The following is a 22,503-nucleotide window of genomic DNA, read 5'->3' on the forward strand; positions in this document are numbered from 1 at the left end:
CTACGAGAGAATATATCGCCAGGGATTGTAATAATCAATATGTGATTATTGGAAGGAATCCTACAGGCCTAATGCTTACTCAGGATAATATATTTGAATTGGAAAGTGAGAAGGTTGGGGAGAAAGTAGTTTTTAAAATCAAATAGTAAAGGATATCAGGAACTATTAAGAGCTTAATTGTAGACAAAGGAACTCAAGGAGAATACATGCAAAATAAGAAAAATGCAATCGTTGCTCAGTCAGGTGGACCAACTTCCGGAATCAATGCAAGCCTTTGTGGTGTTATAAAGGCTGTGATTGAGTCGCAGGAGTTTTGCAGGTGTTATGGAGCATTAAACGGAATAACAGGTGTCTTGAAAGGGAACTATGTGGATCTTACGGAGAAGGCAGAGAAGGATGCTGATTTTCTTGATGATCTCATCAGGACACCTGCTATGTATCTGGGGAGCTGTAGATATAAGTTATGCGATTATAAGGATGATAATTCCCAATATGCATTTATTTTTTCTGAGTTTGAACGGATGAATGTGGGGACGTTTTTCTATATTGGCGGCAATGACAGTATGGATACTGTCCTAAGGCTGTCGGAATATGCATCCAGGATTGGATCTGATGTTAGGGTGATCGGTATTCCTAAGACTATAGATAATGATCTGAGTGTTACGGACCATACTCCGGGATTTGGGTCAGCGGCAAAATATATAGCCACATCAGTTTTGGAGATTGCTCATGATACTGCTATTTATCCCATTAAGTCTGTAACTATCATAGAGATTATGGGAAGGGATGCCGGCTGGCTTACGGCTTCAGCTGCATTGGCTAGGAATGAATATTCTAAAGCGCCCCATCTGATATATTTGCCTGAGACCTCTTTTGATAAGGAAGCATTTTTACAGGATGTCAGAGAGGCACTTGATGCCAATGACAATGTGGTTATAGCTGTATCTGAGGGAATTCGAGATAAGGATGGCAACTATATTACTGCCAGTGAATCAGCTATAGACAGCTTTGGACATCAGCAGCTATCTGGCGCAGGTAAGGCGCTGGAATTCCTTATTAAGGAGAATATCGATGTTAAGGCAAGGTCTGTGGAAGTAAATATCCTGCAAAGGTGTGCTGCCCACTCTCTAAGTGCAGTGGATATAGATGAGTCCTTTAAGCTTGGGCATAAGGCTGTGGAGGCGGCAGAGGCTGGCGAAACAGGCTGTATGACAGTAATTAAGCGCCTTGGCGATGAACCTTATGAGGTGACTTATGGATTCGAGCCCATCGGTAATATTGCAAATAAAGTTAAATCTGTTCCAAGAGAATGGATTAATGATGATGGAAATGATGTTAAAGGTGAACTGATTAGTTATTTAAGACCTCTAATTCAGGGTGAGGTTGCTATGAAATACCGGGACGGCCTGCCAAAGTATGTTGATATTATAGGGCGGTAAGGTGTTTGGGTATTTTCATAGTTTGATATCCGGATATCCGAGAAGTATCCAAGAAATGGAGGCAACCAAAAAGCAACCAATGCCCGAGCCACTGTTGGAGAGTATCAAAGCGCATTGGAAGAAATGGCAAAGCTGTTAGTAAAATAATTACGGCACTATTGTAAAAAAAATGCAATAGTGCTATTTTTGTTTTATGGAGGACGATTATGCTTACAAAATTTCAGGTAGAAAATTTTAAAAATTTCAAAAATAAATTTGTATTGGATTTCACAAAACCATATAACTATGAGTTCAACAAAGAAGCAATATCAAATGATGGCAACATTATCTCTAAGGGAATTATCTATGGTCCGAATGGTAGCGGAAAGTCTAATCTTGGATTGGCTATTTTTGATATAGTAGCGCACCTTACAGATACAAACATAATATATGATAGATATACATTTTATTCTAATCTCGACAATAATAAGAAGAAGGTGACATTTAAATATAACTTTGTCTTTGATGGTCATTCATTGGAGTATGAATACCAAAAGAGAAATATTTTGGATTTGGTGTATGAAAAGCTATCAATTGATGATGAAATGGTAGTTGATTACAATTTTGACGATGTTGAAGGTTATACTACTCTTGAAGGAGCAGATAATCTTGTTTTGAGCAATGGAACCTTTAACAGAGTTTCTCGTGTGAAATATATTTTTAGTACAGCTATCTTGAAAGAAAATGAGATAAATAGCGTATTCAAACAATTTGGGGAATTTGTTAATAGAATGCTTCTTTTCTATTCTCTCGATAACCGTGGCTATCAGGGATTTAAAGTTGGAACGGAGGGTATAGCTGATTATATTGTTTCAACAGGTAAAGTTGCAGATTTTCAGAAATTTTTGAGTGATGAAGGGATTCAGTATTCTCTCACTGGGAAGGAAGTTGATGGATCGAAGCAGATTTATTGCAAGTTTAAAGGTGGAGAAGTGAATTTCTTTTCTGTTGCGTCAACTGGAACGATTTCCCTTACATTATTTTATTACTGGTATTTGCAGATGAAAGAGCTTGCTTTTGTCTATATTGATGAATTTGATGCCTTTTATCATTTTGAGTTGGCTTATTCACTTGTAAAGCTATTAAAGAAAGTAAAGAATTGTCAGATAGTTCTTACAACACATAACACGGATTTGCTTACGAATGATTTGCTGCGTCCTGATTGCTATTTTGAGATAAATGATAATCGTATTAAATGCTTAGCAGATAAAACAGAGAAGGATATTCGAAAGGCACATAATCTACAAAAGATGTACAAGGCTGGAGTGTTTAATGAATAAAGAGCGAATAGCAATAGTTGTTGAAGGTGATGTCAGAGAGATGGGAATCTTTGACAATATAAAAAATATATTTTTCAAATCTGAAAATGTTGATATCATACCTTTTCCGGCAGGAGAAAATATTTATATGCTATGGAAGCAGCTCAAGGAAGACGATTTTCAGACAGATATTATTGAGGTTATTCGTGAGAAGAACAAGAAAGCTTCAAAGATAATTGGAAAATATACAAGAGATGATTTTTCTGAAGTATATCTGTTCTTTGATTTTGATTGTCATCAAGATAATTTGGGAAAAGAGCAGGATGCGGATGTTGTGTCAGAGATGCTTGAGACATTTGATAACGAAACAGAAAATGGGCTTTTATATATAAATTATCCTATGGTGGAAGCAGTAAGAGATTATTTAGAGGGAGAGTGTGAAACTCCAACACGATGTTTCGTAAATGCCCAGGATATCAAGAATTATAAGAATCTAAGTGCCAATAATAGTGGTCATGGAAACACAAATAAATATACATTTAGTGATTGGGCTCAGATTATAGATACATATATTAGAAGAGTAAGTTGCCTGGGGGAAAGAGAAGAGATCTATAGCTATTATGAATACAAACAAGCAGTGACACCATCTGAGATATATTCATATCAGAGTATGCATGTAAACAATGGAAAAGTTTTTGTGTTATCGGCATTTCCGGAGTTTTTGCTTGATTATAATAAAGAAACATTTTGGCAGGCAACGGTCAAACACAATAAAAATAAGCGTACAAAATGTGGGTATTAAGAGAAGAATTGTAAGGAAAGCACATTCCAAAAGGAGGGATATGGCGCTGCATAATCTGCGGCTATGAGTGGGTAGGAGAGCAACTTCCGGATGATTTCATCTGTCCTATCTGCAAGCATCCCAAGGCGGATTTTGAGAAGATTGTAAAGTGACATTTTAACCAAAATATGGTATAAAGAAGGTCTGATTAAAAACAGATTAGTTTTTTGTGAATAAAGGAGATATACATGGCTACACAGGAAGAAGCAAAGAAACAGATACTGGATTTGGTGGCAGATTATGCTAAGACTTATCACAATCAGAACAAGGAGTTCAAGGAGGGAGACCGCATCTCATATGCATCTCGTGTATATGATGAGAAGGAGATGGTTAACCTTGTAGACAGTGCTCTTGAGTTCTGGCTTACATCAGGAAGATATACTGATGAATTTGAGAAAAAGCTTGCAGAGTACTTGGGAGTAAAGCACTGCGCACTCGTTAACTCTGGATCATCAGCTAATCTTGTAGCTTTTATGACACTTACCTCACCTCTTCTTGGTGATAGAAGGGTTAATAGAGGTGATGAGGTTATAACTGTTGCAGCAGGCTTCCCTACAACTGTAACACCTATCATACAGTATGGCGCGGTTCCGGTGTTTGTAGATGTTACAATTCCCGGATATAACATAGACGTTAACGAACTTGAGAAGGCTCTTTCCGATAAGACCAAGGCTGTTATGATCGCACATACACTTGGTAATCCTTTTGATCTTAAGAGTGTTAAGGAGTTCTGTGACAAGCATAACCTCTGGCTTGTTGAGGATAACTGTGATGCCCTTGGTTCTCAGTATGAGATTGACGGGGAAAAGAAGTTCACAGGTACCATTGGTGATATCGGAACAAGCAGTTTCTATCCGCCGCACCACATGACTATGGGCGAGGGCGGCGCTGTTTACACAGATGATGCGCTTCTTAATAAGATTGCAAGATCTTTCCGTGACTGGGGCCGCGACTGCGTATGTCCTTCAGGCTGCGATAACCTTTGCGGACATCGTTTTGATAAGCAGTATGGTGAGCTTCCTCTTGGTTATGACCACAAGTATGTTTATTCACACTTTGGTTATAACCTTAAGGCTACTGATCTTCAGGCTTCAATAGGATGCGCTCAGCTTGATAAGTTCCCAAGCTTCGTAGAGAGAAGAAAATATAACTTCAAGTTCCTTAAGGATCTACTTATTAAGGGTGGTGCTGAGGATAAGCTTATCCTTCCTGTTGCTACTGAGAATTCAGATCCAAGTTGGTTTGGATTTATCATGACCTGCAAGGAAGGTGTTGACCGTAAGAAGGTTGTTGATTATGTTGAGAGTCATGGAATTCAGACACGTATGCTTTTTGCAGGTAATCTTACTAAGCATCCTTGCTTCGATGAGATGAGAGCAAGTGGCGAGGGCTACAGAGTAGTCGGTGATCTTGCCAATACAGACAAGATTATGGCAAACAGCTTCTGGGTAGGCGTATATCCCGGAATGACAGACGAGAAGCTGTCATATATGGCAAAGATTATTCTTGAGGCTATTGCATAATGAATTTTATTTGGAAAATAATTGAAACTATAGCAGGAGCGGTTTTCCGCTTCTGCTTTCGCATAATAGGAAAAGAGTATACGGATTCGGTTCATGAGTCTTTGATGCAGTTTGTAAAGTTCGGAATTGTAGGTGTGAGTAATACGGTGATCTCATATCTTCTGTATACGTTCTCGCTGTTAGCTATGAGACAGTTCGGACTGTTTGGTGATGTGGATTACCTTGTGGCAACAGTGATTGCATTCATTTTGAGTGTGCTTTGGTCATTTTACTGGAATAATAAGATGGTCTTTGTTATGGAAGAAGGCCAGAGCAGGAATTTGTGGAAGGCACTTATCAAGACATATATTTCTTATTCTTTTACAGGGCTGTTTTTGAATAGTATTTTGATGGTGCTTTGGGTACAGGTATTTCATATATCTGAATTTATTGCGCCGATTATTAACTTGCTGATCAGCGTGCCGGTTAATTTTATTATCAATAAGTTTTGGGCATTTAAGACGGAAGATAAGAACTAAATTGTTTTACGAGAGGAGAATGGTGATGGATTTTGGCAGGATGAAGGATTTTTATGGTGGAAAGAGGGTTTTCCTTACAGGACATACTGGGTTTAAGGGCAGCTGGCTCTCAGTTATGCTGAAGATGATGGGAGCAGAAGTATACGGCTATTCTCTGGCACCGAATACTGATCCTGATCTTTTTGGAATACTTGGCTTATCTGATGAGATTCACAGCACTATTGGGGATATCAGGGATTTTGAGGCTTTGGAGAAGGCTTATGTTGAGGCTGATCCTGATGTTGTGCTTCATCTTGCTGCGCAGCCAATTGTTCGCGATTCCTACAAGGATCCGCGTTATACATACGAGACTAACGTAATGGGTACTGTGAATATTTTAGAGTGCCTTCGTAAGCACCCTGGGGCAGTGAGCTTTCTCAACGTGACTACGGATAAGGTGTATGAGAACAACGACCTTGAGAACCACGGCTTTAAAGAGGATGAGAAGCTTGATGGATATGATCCATATTCCAATTCCAAGAGCTGCTCTGAGCTTGTGACACATTCCTACAAAAAGTCATTTTTCTCAGAGGCTGGTTCACCTGCTATTTCTACAGCTCGTGCAGGTAATGTTATTGGTGGAGGAGATTTTGCAAATGACCGTATTGTTCCTGATTGCGTTCGTGCGACAATAAAGGGTGAGAGCATTATCGTTCGTAATCCCTATTCTACTCGTCCTTATCAGCATGTGCTTGAGCCTCTGGCAGCTTATCTTATGATAGCTATGGAGCAGGCTTATGATAAGAAGTATGCAGATTACTACAACATCGGACCTCGCGATGAAGATTGCATAAATACAGGTGATCTCGCTGATTTCTTTGTAAAGTATTGGGGAGAGCCTGCAAGCTGGAAGAACATGGCTGAAGAAAACGCACCTCATGAAGCAAGCTTCCTTAAGCTAGATTGTGCTAAGGCTCGTGAGACTTTCGGATGGGAACCTGTTTGGCATGTTGAGGATGCTATCCGTGAAACGGTTGCTTGGTACAAGGCCTGGAATGCTGGTAAGGATATGATGGAGTTTACTAAGGGACAGATAGAGAGCTTTATTGGATAAAAGTAGCGCTGTGATAATCACAGCGCTATAATATTTTTTGAGACTAATGTAATATTGAGATGCAGGGATAAGTGTGACAGCAAAAGTATCAGTAATAATACCTATTTACAATGGACAAAACTATATAGATGAGATTTTTCGACAGTTGCTATCTCAGACCTATCAGAATCTGGAAGTGATTTTGGTTGATGATGGATCTGCTGATGATTCTGCCAAAATAATAGAAGAGCACATTAGGTCGTGTGTTTCTAAAAAGGGAACTAATGGAATGGTATTTAAGCTTATCAGCCAGCAGAATACTGGGCAGGGCGGTGCCCGTAATCGCGGGATTGATGAAGCAACCGGGGATTATCTTCTTTTCATGGATCAGGACGACAGGATTAAGGATGACTATATCGAGAAATTACTTGGAGTTGCAGAACGAGAAGTCAGCGATATAGTAATCTCAGGTTATGAGCATGTCACTGTTTCTGGTGAAGTCAGGGAACATGTAGAGCTTATAAATAATGCGTGGTGCCGCTTTATGAATATAACTCCATGGGGCAAGATTTACAGGCGTGATTTTGTAGAGAGAGAGAATATCAGGTTTTTACCTGTGCCTCTTGGGGAGGATATATATTTCAATGTACTAAGCTACTCCCATACTCAGAAGGTGTCATACACTGATTATGTGGGATATCAGTGGGTGATAAATGATGGATCTGTTTCCAATACAGTTCACAGGGCTGTCAGTGAAGAGTCTCACATTTTAACACTTTTTGATGCCCTTGCGGGAATGGACGGAGCTGATAAGTGGATGAGGGATGAGCAGTTCGAATTTTTCATGCTTAAGACCGGTATCTTCCACATCCTATATGCGGCGAAGGGTACAGATGCAAAGGCTCTTATTAGTTATAGAGATGAAGTGTTCAGTTGGCTTAATGAGAAGATGCCGGGGATAGAGAGAAACAGGCTGATTACTTTTAAGGGACCTGAAGGAGAAAGAAGTAGTGTGGCAAGAGCCATATATATTTATATGAAGCTTAGGCGGATGCATCTTGACGGAGTTTTCCTAAGGATGTTTCGCATAGGAAGAGGATAGATTTTGAGTGCTTTTGTAAATGTGCTTATGTGCACATACAATGGAGAAAAGTATATAAGGCAGCAGCTTGATTCAATTTTGAGCCAAAGCTATCGGGATTTTTGCATATATGTAAGGGATGATGGTTCAACTGATGCTACTGTGGGTATTGTAAGGGACTATGAAAAGGGGAATCCGGGCAAGGTTGTTTTGGTTGAATCACCAAATCATCTTGGTTATCCCGATTGTTTCTGGGATGTTCTTGCTAGATGCCCTAAGGCGGATTTTTATGCTTTTAGTGATCAGGATGATGTGTGGCACGAGGATAAACTTTCCAGAGCAGTGGAGAGTTTACAGAAAGAGAATGCTACTGCACGTCCTTTGTTATACATCCATGATTACGATAACTGTAATGGCAATCTTGATCTAATAAGTCACCATGTCCTTGGAAGTACAGATATTCTGAATGATTACAGTGTTTTGTATTATACCTATGCATCAGGTTTTTGTATGGTTATAGATAATACCATGAGAGATATGCTTTTGTCACTGAATCTGATTGGCAAGTCTATGTACCATGACGAATTGTGTATTTGGCTTTCGCATTTTCATGGAGATATTTTGTATGATGATAGTGTTCTTACAAAGTATCGCCGTCATGAGTCGACTGTAACCGAGTATGGAAATGGCGTCATGACTCTGATTTCTAACTGGCTTCGTCGTGAGATATTCGGCCCTGAGTTTGGGTATAAGTGTAAGCGAATTCGAACCTTCCTTAAGCTTGAGAAGAATCTTATGAATGATGACGGCTTTGGTCTGGTTGGGAAGCAGGGTATGAGTAAACGTGTCATGAGGGACTGGTATTTGCTTTCGGGTGGCAAACGGAATCTATATAGATATTTTGCAAGATTGTTTTATCCTATGCGGCTTCGTCCTTCAGTTGGAGGAGAAGTTGCCCTTAGACTTATGTTTTTGATGAATCGTAAAGGCTAATCGCATGGTTTTAGCATAAATGTGGAGGCTCAATGAAGAGGTTTATTTCTGAAAAAAGATATTCTGTGATATTGTCAGTTGCCATTACGGTTTTACTGTATTACAGCCATGCTATGTCTACTAATATAGGTATAGATGCTGAACAATTCATTGGTGGCGATTATGGTAAAGAGTGGCTTCTTAATGGGCTTGGCAGATTTGGATTTTATTATTCTTCTCGTTTGATCAATATTGGTGGATATAATGTTTATTTAAATGGTCTTCTCTTTTTGATGTTTTTTAGCGCAGCCACCGTTATTTGGTGCTATGTGCTTGAAAAATTTTCTGGAGGTTGGAATGGCCCGCTATATCCGCTTTTTTCGGCAATCTTTGTTTCTTATCCTATATGGATGAATCAATTCTATTTTTCTCATCAGCAGGCCTCCATGACCATTGCTCTGTTTTTGCAGTCAATCTCTTTTGCACTGCTTTTTGATGTTTTAGAGAGTAGATGCAAAAGTAAAACTGTAGTTGTTAAAGTTGTGATTTCTGTATTGTTCGCTGTTTGGGCTTTTGGAACGTATCAATCCTTTGCAGGAATGCATCTTGCATGTGCTGCAGCTTGTCTTATGCTTTATCTTGATGTTTTGGCGGAGAAGACAGAAGATCACAAAGAAGTACATAAGGCATTTTGGAAAGCTGTTCTGATCTTCGCAATACATTTTATTGTGAGCTTTATTATCTATGAAGTGATCCTCAAGGTGTTTAATTGGGGAAGCTCTGATTATTTATCATTTGGATGGGAAACTCAGCCATTTTCAAAGGTGGTAAGAAGAATCTTTAGGGATCTTCAGAGAGCTCTTTTGGGGCAGCGTACCTACAGTGGCTATATTCTGCTTGCAGGCTTGGTAGTTATTATGTTTATCAGAATTGTGGATATTGTTAGGGGAGAATGTAAGTTTAAAGGCGCGGCTTTAGTTGATTATTTTCTGATTCTTGTAGGGAACCTTCTTGCCATGATCTCACTTAATATAGTTACGGGGAATATTCCTGCTACGAGAGCCAGATTTATGGTCGCTTTTACGACGGCGTTCATTGGAACATACGCTGTAAATCTTGCCTACGAAAAAAGAGAGCAATTGATAGGGAAGTGCTCCTTTAGCGTGCTTGTGGTAGTTGTTTGTATCTCTTTGTTTATGCAGGTTGGTAAGCTACAGAAACTAATATATACAAATGATGTTTGTAATAGTCAGCAGTACGAAGTAGGATCGGACCTCGTTAGTCTCATCAAATATAGAGGTGGCTGTGAGAATCCAATGCCTACATTTTTCATTGGTAGATGGGAAGCGCCGCTGAATGCTGCATGCGAAAAGAGTGCCCAGATCGGTGAATCCAGTTTTGCATATAGGTATGATGAAAGCGATAAGACGTCAGGATCAAGAAGGTCGGCGTTATACTTAAATGCTGCTTTTGGAACGGAATTTATTAATGTAGAAGATGAAGCCATGAAGGCAAGAGCGGTAGAGATAGGAACTACCTTGGATATGTATCCTTCGGATGGTTGTGTATATGTTGGCGATGACATAATAGTGGTTAAGCTTTCTGAATAATTGGGGATTTGCATTTGAATAAAGCAGGAAGAATTATCATATCTTTGATATTGGGAATTATATATGGAGCTATGTACAGCGTGGGTAAGCATATGACTTCTGCAGGTACGCTTCATGGATTTAAGGCAGAGATTTTTTCTCTGCTTTTATCTATTGGTGTAGGAGTTGTGGCCTCCTATGTTATTATTGCATTGCTTGATTGGTATAGGGACAGGGCTTTGCTGGCTGTTGAAGCTGCTTTTAACTGGAAGGTGTTTTTGAGGGACTGGGCGATCATTTTCCTTTGCTGGATTCCTATATGGCTTGCTGCATATCCGGGATTTTTCTGTTACGACCAAAGCGGGATCTATGATATGTATTTGGCAGGTGAGATTACGGCAAAGCATTCTCCTCTTTTGTATTTCATAATAGGGTTCTTTATTGATTGCTTTTACAAAATGTCAGGCGACTATAACCTCGGCATTGCAGTATATGTTGTTTTGCAGATGCTTGTAGTGTCATGCTGTCATGCCTATTTGCTTTCTTTTGTGAGAAGTAGGTTAAGTGGCAGGAAGGTTCTGTGCGCTATTTTGTTGCTATATTATGCATTGTTTCCTGTTATTTCCATGTTTGGGGCGTGCACCACAAAGGATGTCTTATTCAGTGCATTTGCAGAAGTTGTGGTAATTCTTGTATGCAAGATTTTGGATTCGCCTGAGACTAACCTTGGATTCGGTAGTGTGGCGTTATGCTTTTTACTTGTTGCAAGTCTGATGCTCTTGTGTAGAAGGAATGGAATTTATGCCTATGCTTTGGCAATCCCTTTTGCGGTTTTCTTTTGCAGATCAAAAAGGATCTTCGCAACGCTGCTGTTTGTGGCAGTTTTGTGTATCAATGTGTTCATAGTAAGTTTTGTATATCCACTGTGCCATGTGAAAGCGGACAAGGGACTTGATATGTACTGCATTCCTATTCAGCAGCTTGCCAGAGCGTATAACTATGACAATGAAGTTTTTACTGCCGAGCAGAAGGAGCTGATGAATAAGGTTTTTAATGAGCATAGCTTGAATAATTACTGCCCTGTTTCTGCTGATAATGCCAAGTATAAATTCAAGACGTCCAAATATTTGAAGAACAAGGCTGAATATCAGAATTTATGGCTGTCCATTGGAAAAAAGGCTCCTATTACTTATATCGATGCATTTTTGATGAACACGCTATATGCCTGGTACCCGGACAGTGTTATTGATGGGTATCAGCAGCTTGGTGATGCCTGGGGCTGGGGGCACATGTATTCTGAGACAGAGACTTCGTACTTTTCATGTGACGTTGAGAGCCCGGGAACATTTGATTCAAAGCTGCCCTGGCTGTATGATAGATTGTTTTATATATCAAGATACGTTTCGTTCCAGAAGATACCGGTATTATCATGGCTGTTCTCAGTTGGCGCCATGAACTGGCTTCTGCTTTTTGTGGTAGCATATTTGATTTACAAAAAGGAATTCGATAAGCTTGGAAGTCTTATATATCCTGTGCTGCTTGTTGCTACGGTTTTGTTTGGTCCAATGGTTCTTGTCAGATACTATTTGGTGAATTTTTACCTTATGGCATTTCTTGTTATGTGTCTTGTTACACCCGGCAGAAAAGGGACGCAGATAAGATATAAATAAAATGCAAATACTAATATTATTTGTACTTCATGTATTTTATATAATAATTATTTTCGCACATTTGCTTAATTTTCTATGAAATTTAGCAAATGTGTATTTAATTTTGTCAAGTAGTTGTGTACAATACAAGAGAGGGGTGTTTTGAAAATATAAGGAGACGAAGGATTTATGAGCAAATACATCAAAAACATAAATGCTTATCTTTCTGACCAAAGAATACGCCAAAAGTTTTTGAGTGCTCGAACCGGAATGTCAGAGGATAAGATATCAAAACTACTTAATGAGAAACAGAAGGTGACTATGGATGAAATGGAGCTTTTGGCAGAAGCTCTTGGTAAAGATGTTTCTTTCTTTGCGGAGGAAAGAAGCATGGAGGAGACTTATTCATCACCTGTTTTAAATTATGCTTTTTATGCAGGAGAACCGGGGCCAGATCAGGTAAAATGTGCCATGAAATTAGTCGAGTTTATAGAGAATATTGATGAGGTATTGTCGAGTAAACTATGGTATGAGACGGCGGGTGTGAATTCCTATGAAATTTGAGCGTTTTAGGAGTATTGTAGAGTTTAATAAGGCTAATATGAATAAAGTCACGGATAGTATTCGTGACTTTTATTCTAGTGTTGGAATAGATAGTGATGGCACAATTCTTAATATCCCTCAGATAGTAAGGCAAGAGGCAGGCAAGCGAAGGTTCATTATTCTTGAGATGCCACTTAAGGATAAGGAAATAGGAGCAATGCTTTACAGGAGTGATTTCTGGGGATACATTTTTGTGAATTCTTCACTTTCTAGAGGTAACGTTAATTTTGCCATGTGTCATGAGTTTTACCATATATTGTATGGCACTAATATAGTCAAACAGACGATAGAGCTCTATATCGGACAGGAATATGTTGAAGATACGCATGAAAAAGTGGCAAATTTATTTTCCGGAATGATGCTTATGCCGGAAGAAAGTTTTAGAGAGAGGTATAAGCAGTTTCGCGCAGATTCGGATAATAACTCTGACTTGGATACTATCTGTAAGCTGATGAATTATTTTAAGGCTCCCTACATGGCAGTATTGATTAGGTGCTATGAACTGGATTTGATGGATGCTTCGGGGGAATCCTTAAAGAAACTACTGAATAATACAAGTGAGACGGTAGAAGCAACTTTTGACAGGAACTGGTTGGATAAGGATATCATCCGCAGTACTTCAAGAAATGATTATGAACGATTAAAGGAATTGGTAAATGATTTTGCAAAAAAAGCAATAGAGGATGAGATATTATCCAAGGGAAATGTAGAGCGCATTTTGAAGAATATGGATAAAATATCCGGTGAATTTATGGAACAAGGAAGTGTGAAGTAACCATGGCAAAAATATATCATAATCCTCCGGATAATTTGTCAGAAATAAAGCAGTATGCTGTGACCGACAATGTTGATCAGATTATTGGGGCAAAAACAATTATATTTTATGATGCATGTTCCTTTAGGTTCCATATGAATGTTGGTAATCTTAGTCCGATTGTGGAATTCCTGAAATCTTTAGATGGTACGGTGTTTTTGACGATCACGGTTCTAATGGAGTTGTCTTCACGTACAGGGAAGCTGGAAGAGAAAGAACTGGCATACTTATCGTATCTCAAAGATAATGGGATTAAGATTGCTGTGATGTTTGAGGAAGAATTTTATGATGTTCTTCGTCTTTGCTTTACTGACACAGAGAAAGTAAATGGATTTTTATCTGAAGCCGTAAAGATATGTGTTCCAAGCGGCTCATTATTAAAAGAGAATATAATCCGGGAAGAGAGTTTAAAGAAGCAGCTGTACCAGAATCCGGGAAGTAATACACTTTTAGCCAAAACTTTTTTTGATTTTGCCAGAAATGGGAAAACGGAGAGTGATAATCTGGGAGAGATCATGATCGTGACATGCATGATGCTTCTTAGCAATATTCCTGCAAGTGATTACAGAATTTTTGCTATTTCTGATGATAAGGGGGCAATCAGGTTATTTGGTAAAATGAGGAATCGATTGCGAAACTCTTCAAGGGAGATGGCAGTAATATCTTCTCCTGCATTGTGCTGGCACATCTGGATAAAGAAAAATGAGATAGATGTTAAGAGAGAAGATATTCTTGATATACTTAGTAAAACAACACGCGGTGGACAGATAAAGGTTTTGTGTTCAGCGATGTATGAAATGAATCCGGTTGAAAAAAAATTTACGGCTGAGGAGTTGTCTAAGAAAATATGCGATAGTAAGGGATTTAGAGTGTATTCATAGAAGTGGTAATAGTTATGCTTCTGTAGTTAGTGTGAAAAGGGGAAGGAAGAGCAGAAGGAAGTCTTGAAACTTTATGCTCATTGGTTAATGATGGGCTGCTTGACATTAAGGAAGCTGCCAGGAGAATGAATATGACGGAAAAGGCATTTGGTAAGAGCCTTAAAAAGATTTACGGATAATATAAATGTAACACTATAAAAGAAGTTGCATTATTTTTATAACATCAAAAGGAGGACTCCAAAATGGCTGAAATGAACACTAAGGCAATGTATAAGTTATCTTACGGATTATTTGTTTGTACTACAGTGCGTGGTGATAAGAAGAATGGCTGCATCATCAACACGGCTATTCAGGTGGCATCAGAACCCAATCGTATTTCTATTGCTGTGAACAAAGCAAACTTTACCCACGATATGATAAAAGATACCGGTGTTTGTAATGTATCTGCTATCAGTAAAGATGCAAGCTTTGATTTGTTCAAGCATTTTGGATTCCAGTCAGGTCGTGATGTAGATAAGTTTGGCGCAGACTATGATGCTTCCAATTATGCTATGGCTGAGAATGGTGTGCCCTATATTACAAACGGAACCAACGCATACTTCTCTCTCAAGGTTGAGCAGGAGGTTGATCTTGGCTCTCACACTTTATTCATCTGTGAGCCCACATTTATGACAGTTCTTTCTGATACTGCATCCTGCACTTATGAATATTATCAGAGCGACATTAAGCCAAAACCGGAAGCTGTTGGCACCACTCCTAAGGGTGAGACGGTTTGGCGCTGCCGGATCTGCGGCTATGAGTGGGTTGGAGAAGAACTTCCCGATGACTTCATTTGCCCTATCTGCAAACATCCCAAGGCTGATTTCGAGAAGCTGATAAGATGAGGATTATGCGGAATTTGGAATAGAGGATAAACAATTTATTGAGCTGTTTTACAAAAAAGCAACCGATAAGCAACCAAAAAGCAACCGTCACAGTTGCTTTTTGGTTGCTTTTTTGCTATGATCACTGTGAATAGGAACCGTATTATACGAGGACATTATGTATGTATTTTAGTGATAGATCAAGAGAAGAGCTTATCAGAGAGCTTGAGAGCCTTCCTAAAGGAAACATATCATATAAGAATATTCGTGGTGCCAAGAGGATGTACCTTGGTGGTAAGTATATTAAGGCTGCAGAAGAGCTGGCGATTATGTCTCAGATCGAGCGGAGGAACAGGATTGAAGCTGAGCTGAAGGGACAGCTTTCAGGGAATGGGCTTTCAGAGAGTTCCCCTTCATTTGGCGTAGGGTATCTTACTAATGTTATCAGTGGTAACAGGTTACAGGATTATGTAGATAGCGTGAAGGTGTACAAGAGGAGAGAGTGCTTTAGTAGTCTGTCCGCTTTTCTTGATTCTGACATATCAGGGAAGGTTTGCCTTGTATACGGGCTTCGCAGAACCGGTAAGACCATTATGATCTTCCAGGCTATATCTGATCTTGATTTAAGTAAAGCTGCGTATATCAAGATTATGCCATCCGACAATATGTCTATGCTTAACAGGGATTTGATGACCCTTTCCGGGCGGGGATATAAATATGTTTTTATTGATGAGATTACTCTGATGAGTGATTTTATCGATTCTGCATCACTTTTGTCAGATGTATATGCCATGGGTGGTATGAAGATTGTATTGGCTGGAACGGATTCTCTGGGCTTTGTTTTCTCAAAAGATGAAGAGCTCTACGATAGAACTGTCACAATTCATACGACGTTTATCCCATTCAGAGAGTATTCCTCACTCCTTGGAATAAATGATATAGATGAGTACATCAGGTATGGCGGGACCTTTCGCGTGGGCGAGACGGATTTTGATGATCCTTTGCTAAATGATGAGGGTATTTCTTTCCGAGATGATGAGACCACCAGGAGATACATAGATACTGCAATTGCCCGTAATATTCAGCACAGTCTAGCGTGTTATAAGAATGGTGAGCATTTCAGGCATCTTGTGGATTTATATGAAGCGAATGAACTGACGAATGCCGTGAATCGAATAATTGAGGACATGAATCATAGATTTCTGGCATCTGTTATTACAAGGGATTTTAAGTCACATGATCTTGGCTCGGCAGCTCAGATTGATAGAAAGCGTGCTGCTGCAGAGAACAGACTTAGTATACTTGATCAGGCTGATACGAGTGGTGTGATTTCCAGGTTTATGGAGATTCTGGATATAAAGAATAAAGATGATTTGACGGTAAAGATCACTGAGGATCATGTGGCAGAAATTAAGGAATATTTAAGGCTTCTTGATCTTATAGTCGACTGTCCTTCGGAAGGTATAGGCTGTAGTGCGGTTGAACATATCATCTTCACTCAGCCGGGCATGAGATATTGCCAGGCACAGGCTCTGGTTTACTCTATTATGAAGGATGAAGCATTCAAGAAGTTCTCAATCTTGGAAAAAGACAGACTTTGCAACATAATCCTTGAAGAAGTAAAGGGCAGAATGCTCGAAGATATCGTCCTTCTTGAAACTCAGAAGAGGCTTCCCAGAGGAAAGAGAGTATTTAAGCTCATCTTTGCTGTTGGTGAGTTTGATATGGTTATTGCTGATGAAAAGGCACTTACCTGCGAGATATTTGAGATAAAGCATACGGAGAATGTTTTTGTGGATCAATATAAGAATCTTGTGGATAATGAAAAATGTCTGTTGACAGAACATGACTTTGGTACAATAACTAATAAGACGGTCATTTACCGCGGGGAAGATACTGAGGTGGATGGGATTAACTATGTGAATGTTACCGGGTATCTTTCTAATCTGTAATTTTGAGGAAATTGTTAAGGTTTATGAGTAGACAAGTATTTACTGCAAAAGATCACACTTTTACGATCTGCGCGTATGGAGAAAGTGAATATATAGAGGAATGCATACAGTCCGTGACGTCCCAGTCGCTTCAGACAAATGTAATTTTGTGCACATCGACGCCCTCTGAGTTTTTGGAGGGACTTGCTAAGAAATATGACATACCCTATTTTGTGAATGATGAGCGGAAGTTTAACAGTGATATCGCAACAGACTGGAATTTTGCTATTAGCTGCGCGGAGACGAGACTTGTCACCATAGCTCATCAGGATGATTTGTATAAAAGGGATTTTGCCAAAAAGGTAGTGGAACATTTTAATGGCACAAAGAGGCCACTAATTGCATATACCGATTATGCGGAGCTTAGGAATGGAGTAGAGGTTTCTGATATAAAGAATCTTAATATCAAAAGGATTATGCTGTTTCCATTAAGACCAAGGTTCATGTGGGCTTCCAGGTTCATGAGGCGAAGGATGCTTTCCTTCGGCTCTGCGATATGTTGTCCATCGGTTACCTATGTTCCTGAGAACCTTACCAATCAGCTTTTTATTCCTGGATACAAGGGCGGCATAGACTGGCAGGCATGGGAGAGGTTTTCAAAGCTAAAGGGCGAGTTTGTTTTTGTAAATGACATACTGATGGTTCATAGGATTCATGATGATTCTGAGACCACTGCCCTAATAAATGGCAATACCAGGACTCAGGAAGATTTTGAGATGTTCTGTAAGTTCTGGCCAAAACCTATAGCCAGAATCATTGAACATTTTTACAAGAATAGCGAAGAATCCAATAATTTATGATATAATGTTGTGTCAAACTTATAATATTTGATGGTTGTGACGGAAAGGAAGAAAAATGGCTAAAAAAGCACTTATAACAGGAGTAACTGGTCAGGATGGTTCATACCTTGCAGAGTTTTTACTTGATAAGGGATATGAAGTTCACGGAGTAATCCGTCGTTCGTCCGTTGATTATAGAGAGAGAATTGCACACCTTGAAGGTGTTCCCGGTTTCCATCTTCACTATGGAGATCTTGGTGATTCCATGAGTATCATGCAGGTTGTAAGTAACGTAAGACCTGATGAGATATATAACCTTGCTGCACAGAGTCACGTTCAGGTTTCTTTTGATTCACCTGAGTTCACGGCAGACGTTGATGCAACAGGTGTACTTAGAGTTCTTGAAGCTGTTCGCCTTTGCGGACTTGCTGATACATGCCGCATTTATCAGGCATCTACTTCAGAGCTTTATGGTAAGGTTGAGGAAGTTCCTCAGAATGAGAACACACCTTTCCATCCCTACAGTCCTTACGCTGTTGCCAAGCAGTACGGCTTCTGGATTGTGAAGGAGTACAGAGAAGCTTACAATATGTTCTGCTGCTCAGGTATTTTGTTTAACCACGAGTCAGAGCGCAGAGGTGAGACCTTTGTTACAAGAAAGATCACTCTGGCTGCTGCCCGCATTGCTCAGGGCAAGCAGGATAAGCTCTATCTTGGTAACCTTGATTCACTCCGTGACTGGGGATATGCCAAGGATTACGTAGAGTGCATGTGGCTCATTCTTCAGAATGAAAAGCCTGAGGATTTCGTTATTGCTACAGGCGTTCAGCATTCTGTTCGCGAATTTGCTACACTTGCATTCCATCATGCAGGCATTGAGCTTGAGTGGCAGGGCAAGGATATTGATGAAAAGGGTATCGACAAGGCTACAGGTAAAGTGCTTGTAGAGGTTAGCCCTGATTTCTACAGACCTACAGATGTTGTTAACCTTTGGGGTGATCCCACTAAGGCAAAGAAAGAGCTTGGCTGGAATCCCACCAAGACAAGCTTTGAAGAGCTTGTTGAGATCATGGTTAAGCATGATATGGAGAAAGTGGCGGTTGAGCGTGCAGGCGAGCATATTAAGATGAATCTTGCTGAGTACCTTGAGAAGGGCGTTGTGAAATAATATGAACATAATTCTTTTATCCGGTGGTTCCGGACAGCGTCTTTGGCCCCTTTCCAATGATGTAAGGTCAAAGCAGTTTATCAAGATTTTTAAAGATGAGAATGGCACCTATGAGTCCATGGTTCAGCGTGTTTACAGACAGATCAGGGAGGTTGATGCTGATTCTAACGTTACTATTGCGACCAGTAAGACTCAGGTTTCTGCTATAAATAACCAGCTTGGTCCTGATGTAGGCATTTCAATTGAGCCCTGCAGAAGGGACACTTTCCCTGCAATCGCTCTTGCAAGCGCATATCTTCACGACAAGCAGGGTGTAGCTATGGATGAGCCTGTAGTGGTTTGCCCTGTTGATCCTTATGTGGACAGAGCTTACTTTGAGGCTCTTAAGAAGCTGTCAGACCTGGCTGCCAGCGGCAGTGCAAACCTTACACTTATGGGAATCAATCCCACATACCCTTCTGAGAAGTATGGCTATATCATTCCTGAAGATAAAAATGAAGTATCCATGGTAACAGCATTTAAGGAAAAACCCGACGTAGAGACAGCCAGGGATTATATCGAAAAAGGTGCTCTTTGGAATGGCGGTATCTTTGCTTACAAGCTCTCATACCTTCTTAATAAGGCTCATGAGCTTATAGACTTCACAGATTATGATGATCTTTTTGCAAAGTACGAGACTCTTGATAAGATCTCATTTGACTATGCAGTAGTTGAAAAAGAGTCCAGCATCAATGTTATCCGCTTCGGTGGCATGTGGAAGGATCTTGGAACCTGGAATACTCTTACAGAAGCTATGCAGGAGAATGTTATTGGCGATGCGCTTCTTAACGAGAACTGCGAGAATGTCCATGTTATTAACGATATGAACGTTCCTGTAATCGTTATGGGCATCAAGAATGCCGTGATTGCTTCATCTCCGGAAGGTATCCTTGTATCAGATAAAGAGCAGAGTTCCTATATCAAGCCTTTCGTTGAGCAGATCGAGCAGCCCATCATGTTCGCTGAGAAGTCATGGGGCAGCTATCAGGTTATAGATGTAGAGAAGGATTCAATGACCATCAAGGTTACTCTTAACCCTGGTCATTCCATGAACTATCACAGCCACGACAGAAGAGACGAAGTGTGGAACATCGTTCGCGGCTCAGGTAAGACCATCGTTGATGGTATCGAGCGCAATGTCTCAGCCGGAGATGTAGTTGCCATGGCAGCAGGTTCAAAGCACACTGTCATCAACACTGGTGACGAAGTCCTCCAGATCATCGAGGTCCAGCTCGGCTCTGAGATATCAGTAGAGGATAAGCACAAGTTTGAACTTTGATGAACTTTTGATAGATTATTAATAACAGATAGTAGATGCCGTTTTATACCTGGTCGGGTATAAAACGGCGTTTTGCGTATATAGAGTTGATTATACCGCTAAAGCGTTATATAATAAAATAACGTTATAGCGGTATTGGTTCAAAGCTGATTTTGAGGTATATGCAATGAAAGATTTTTGTGGGAAGAAGGTCAACTGTAAGGAAATGAGCGTTGTTACTCAGATTCCGTACAGTACCTTAAATGATATAGTTAATGGCAAGACTGATCCCGGACAGATGAGATTTTCTTATGCCAAGAAGATAGCGGACTATCTTGGCGTTTCGCTGGATGAATTGTATGAATCTCTAAATGGATGTCATGTGGATTTGGAAATTGATGGCGGAGAGATTATCGTCAGGAATAAGAGTTATTATCTGCGTTGTCAGGCCTATGCTGATAAACTTGTCAGATTATGTAAGGTTAATAAGACAAATAGTTATTTTGTAAGAGATGTAGCAAAGTGGAAAATTGAGGAACTTAGAGAAGAAGCGGAGTGGGAAAATGTCAAGCAAAGATTTTATTCTGATGCGCAAGGATGAGGGCATTGCTGTATGCAAATTAAATGAAAATGGTCAAATGATCAAATTCTCAATAAAGGATGATGCCATTGAATTATTGCCGCTCGAAGACAGAAATAACAGGCAGGAATGGTTGAAGCTCTGGTGGAAAGATAGGGCTGTTCCGATAAAGCAGGGAAGAATAGCTAAGTTTTTGTCTGCAAAGGGGATTATGCTTCCGGAAGAGTATCTTATGAATAATCTGGGGCTTAGTCTTACAGATTATTATTGGATAAGGCCAATGGATGTTGACCTAAAATGGAAAGATGTAAATCTTTTTGACAATAAGTTCACTGAGAATGTGCTCATCTGGCCGGATGAAGATGAGGATGAAGAGAACAGGGAAGCGCAGTATTCTCCAAACAGTTCTTTGCAGGGACAGTTGGAGAAGACCTGGACTATAATAGATGGCGAGAGATATCTTATTAAAGGTAATCATTCAAATCTGTCTACGGAGAGTATTAATGAAGTGGTTGCAACTGCGATCAATGAAGAGCAGGATCATACAAACCATGTAAAATATAGCCTGGTTCACATCAATGGGAAAGAGTATGACTATGGATGTTCCAGTAGGCTTATGACATCACAGAATAAAGAGTTAGTATCTGCGTATGCTCTGATAAGCTCTCGTAAGAAGAGTAATGATATTTCCAATTTCCAGCATTTGCTGAATGTGTGCGAAGATTATGGCATGAACATAGGCGAAGTAAGAGAAGATCTGGATTATCAGATTTTATTGGATTTTGTCATGTCGGGTTATGACAGACACCTGAATAATATTGCATTTTTGCGCAATGCTGATACGCTTAGAATCGAGAGGGTAGCACCTGTTTATGACTGCGGCGGAGCGATGTATGCTGGGATGCGCATCCCTCAGGATAATAAGGAATTAATTGGACTAAAGACCAATGGCTTTGCCGCTAATGAGCAAAAGATGCTTAAGCTTGTTAATAATCCATGGGCACTGGATACAGGCAAATTGCCATCAGCCACATTCATCAAGGAGATGTATTCGAAGGATTCACAGATGAACGATAGAGACATTGATAGACTGGCTAGTATATATGCTAAGAAAATTGATATGCTCGAGAAGTGGAGGAAAAGCGTTTGAGTAGACGAAAAAGGATATGCCTTCTGGTTGCAGGATTTTTACTCCTGGCCTATTTCCTTGCATACACCATTCCTACGTATTTGAAAAGTACGCCCAGGATCACATCCATCGATCCGCCTTCCATAGCGGACAGGAACGGGCTTGGAGATGACAATACTGTTACGATAACAGGGGAAGGGCTTAAGGAAGCCATCGCTGTTTATGTCAATGACGAGTGGAATCCCAAGAACAGGATCGTTGAGAAGGATGATAAACATGTAGTCGTGAAGATCACGCAGAAAATCAGGAAAACTCCGGGCACTTATTACATCAAGGTCCAGGTTAAGGTGAACAGCGATATAGACAGATTTTCAAATAAATTGCCGTTTGTAGTTGGAAATGGCGAGGAATGATAG

21 protein-coding genes and 1 pseudogene are annotated in these 22,503 nt (G+C 39.9%); all 22 read left to right on the forward strand.

Going from position 1 to position 22,503, the window contains the following annotated elements:
* The first annotated feature begins 206 nt into the window (after positions 1-206).
* The 22 genes and pseudogenes from G610_RS0104475 (at position 207) to G610_RS0104580 (ending at position 22,500) form a co-directional block, all read left to right on the forward strand.
* On the forward strand, positions 207-1,439 hold the full coding sequence (locus tag G610_RS0104475; RefSeq protein ID WP_035796907.1) for a 6-phosphofructokinase: 1,233 nt from the start codon (positions 207-209) through the stop codon (positions 1,437-1,439).
* Positions 1,440-1,645: 206 nt separating this feature from the next.
* Positions 1,646-2,758 carry an AAA family ATPase gene (locus tag G610_RS0104480; RefSeq protein ID WP_026523830.1) on the forward strand — a complete coding sequence of 371 codons (1,113 nt, stop codon included), beginning with the start codon at positions 1,646-1,648 and terminating at the stop codon, positions 2,756-2,758.
* The gene (locus G610_RS0104485) at positions 2,751-3,539 is read left to right on the forward strand and encodes a hypothetical protein (protein WP_026523831.1); all 789 of its coding nucleotides are present in this window, start codon (positions 2,751-2,753) and stop codon (positions 3,537-3,539) included. The genes G610_RS0104480 and G610_RS0104485 overlap by 8 nt, the downstream gene beginning before the upstream one ends.
* Positions 3,540-3,574: 35 nt before the next feature.
* A pseudogene (locus G610_RS23880) lies at positions 3,575-3,691 on the forward strand (rubredoxin-like domain-containing protein); the annotation flags it as partial.
* Positions 3,692-3,766: 75 nt separating this feature from the next.
* Positions 3,767-5,101 (forward strand): lipopolysaccharide biosynthesis protein RfbH, encoded by a 1,335-nt coding sequence (gene rfbH, locus G610_RS0104490; protein WP_026523832.1) that lies wholly within the window; start codon positions 3,767-3,769, stop codon positions 5,099-5,101.
* Positions 5,101-5,619, forward strand: coding sequence for a GtrA family protein (locus G610_RS0104495; RefSeq protein WP_026523833.1), 519 nt, complete (start codon positions 5,101-5,103; stop codon positions 5,617-5,619). The genes rfbH and G610_RS0104495 overlap by 1 nt, the downstream gene beginning before the upstream one ends.
* Positions 5,620-5,644: 25 nt before the next feature.
* Entirely contained in the window at positions 5,645-6,712 is a 1,068-nt protein-coding gene (rfbG, locus tag G610_RS0104500) for a CDP-glucose 4,6-dehydratase (protein WP_026523834.1), read from the forward strand.
* 73 nt (positions 6,713-6,785) lie between these two features.
* Positions 6,786-7,793: a glycosyltransferase family 2 protein gene (locus tag G610_RS0104505; RefSeq protein ID WP_026523835.1), complete on the forward strand. Its 1,008-nt coding sequence runs from the start codon at positions 6,786-6,788 to the stop codon at positions 7,791-7,793.
* 3 nt (positions 7,794-7,796) lie between these two features.
* Positions 7,797-8,765 (forward strand): glycosyltransferase, encoded by a 969-nt coding sequence (locus G610_RS21975; RefSeq protein ID WP_051197621.1) that lies wholly within the window; start codon positions 7,797-7,799, stop codon positions 8,763-8,765.
* Between the two features lie 32 nt (positions 8,766-8,797).
* Complete coding sequence (locus G610_RS0104515; protein ID WP_026523836.1) at positions 8,798-10,354, forward strand: glucosyltransferase domain-containing protein; 1,557 nt, start codon at positions 8,798-8,800, stop codon at positions 10,352-10,354.
* A 14-nt stretch (positions 10,355-10,368) separates the two neighbouring features.
* Positions 10,369-12,003 (forward strand): DUF6020 family protein, encoded by a 1,635-nt coding sequence (locus G610_RS0104520; protein ID WP_026523837.1) that lies wholly within the window; start codon positions 10,369-10,371, stop codon positions 12,001-12,003.
* Positions 12,004-12,171: 168 nt separating this feature from the next.
* Positions 12,172-12,546 (forward strand): helix-turn-helix domain-containing protein, encoded by a 375-nt coding sequence (locus G610_RS19690; protein WP_035796910.1) that lies wholly within the window; start codon positions 12,172-12,174, stop codon positions 12,544-12,546.
* A gap of 37 nt (positions 12,547-12,583) precedes the next feature.
* Positions 12,584-13,360: an ImmA/IrrE family metallo-endopeptidase gene (locus tag G610_RS0104530; protein WP_196809805.1), complete on the forward strand. Its 777-nt coding sequence runs from the start codon at positions 12,584-12,586 to the stop codon at positions 13,358-13,360.
* 2 nt (positions 13,361-13,362) lie between these two features.
* Positions 13,363-14,280: a hypothetical protein gene (locus G610_RS0104535; RefSeq protein ID WP_026523839.1), complete on the forward strand. Its 918-nt coding sequence runs from the start codon at positions 13,363-13,365 to the stop codon at positions 14,278-14,280.
* 251 nt (positions 14,281-14,531) lie between these two features.
* A complete protein-coding gene (locus tag G610_RS0104545; RefSeq protein WP_026523840.1) occupies positions 14,532-15,164 on the forward strand; it encodes a flavin reductase family protein in 633 nt (210 codons plus the stop codon).
* 161 nt (positions 15,165-15,325) lie between these two features.
* On the forward strand, positions 15,326-17,095 hold the full coding sequence (locus G610_RS0104550) for an AAA family ATPase (RefSeq protein WP_026523841.1): 1,770 nt from the start codon (positions 15,326-15,328) through the stop codon (positions 17,093-17,095).
* 23 nt (positions 17,096-17,118) lie between these two features.
* Positions 17,119-17,934, forward strand: coding sequence for a glycosyltransferase family A protein (locus G610_RS0104555; RefSeq protein WP_026523842.1), 816 nt, complete (start codon positions 17,119-17,121; stop codon positions 17,932-17,934).
* Positions 17,935-17,989: 55 nt separating this feature from the next.
* Positions 17,990-19,081, forward strand: a complete 1,092-nt coding sequence (gene gmd / locus G610_RS19695; RefSeq protein ID WP_051197623.1) for a GDP-mannose 4,6-dehydratase — start codon at positions 17,990-17,992, stop codon at positions 19,079-19,081.
* 1 nt (position 19,082) lies between these two features.
* Entirely contained in the window at positions 19,083-20,399 is a 1,317-nt protein-coding gene (locus tag G610_RS0104565; RefSeq protein WP_026523843.1) for a sugar phosphate nucleotidyltransferase, read from the forward strand.
* 166 nt (positions 20,400-20,565) lie between these two features.
* On the forward strand, positions 20,566-20,979 hold the full coding sequence (locus G610_RS0104570) for a helix-turn-helix domain-containing protein (RefSeq protein WP_026523844.1): 414 nt from the start codon (positions 20,566-20,568) through the stop codon (positions 20,977-20,979).
* Positions 20,942-22,108: a hypothetical protein gene (locus G610_RS0104575; protein ID WP_026523845.1), complete on the forward strand. Its 1,167-nt coding sequence runs from the start codon at positions 20,942-20,944 to the stop codon at positions 22,106-22,108. Before G610_RS0104570 ends, G610_RS0104575 begins: the two co-directional genes overlap by 38 nt.
* Complete coding sequence (locus tag G610_RS0104580; protein ID WP_026523846.1) at positions 22,105-22,500, forward strand: IPT/TIG domain-containing protein; 396 nt, start codon at positions 22,105-22,107, stop codon at positions 22,498-22,500. The genes G610_RS0104575 and G610_RS0104580 overlap by 4 nt, the downstream gene beginning before the upstream one ends.
* Positions 22,501-22,503: the final 3 nt, after the last annotated feature.

It is taken from the genome of Butyrivibrio sp. MB2005, from assembly GCF_000424285.1.
Taxonomy (GTDB): Bacteria; Bacillota; Clostridia; order Lachnospirales; family Lachnospiraceae; genus Butyrivibrio.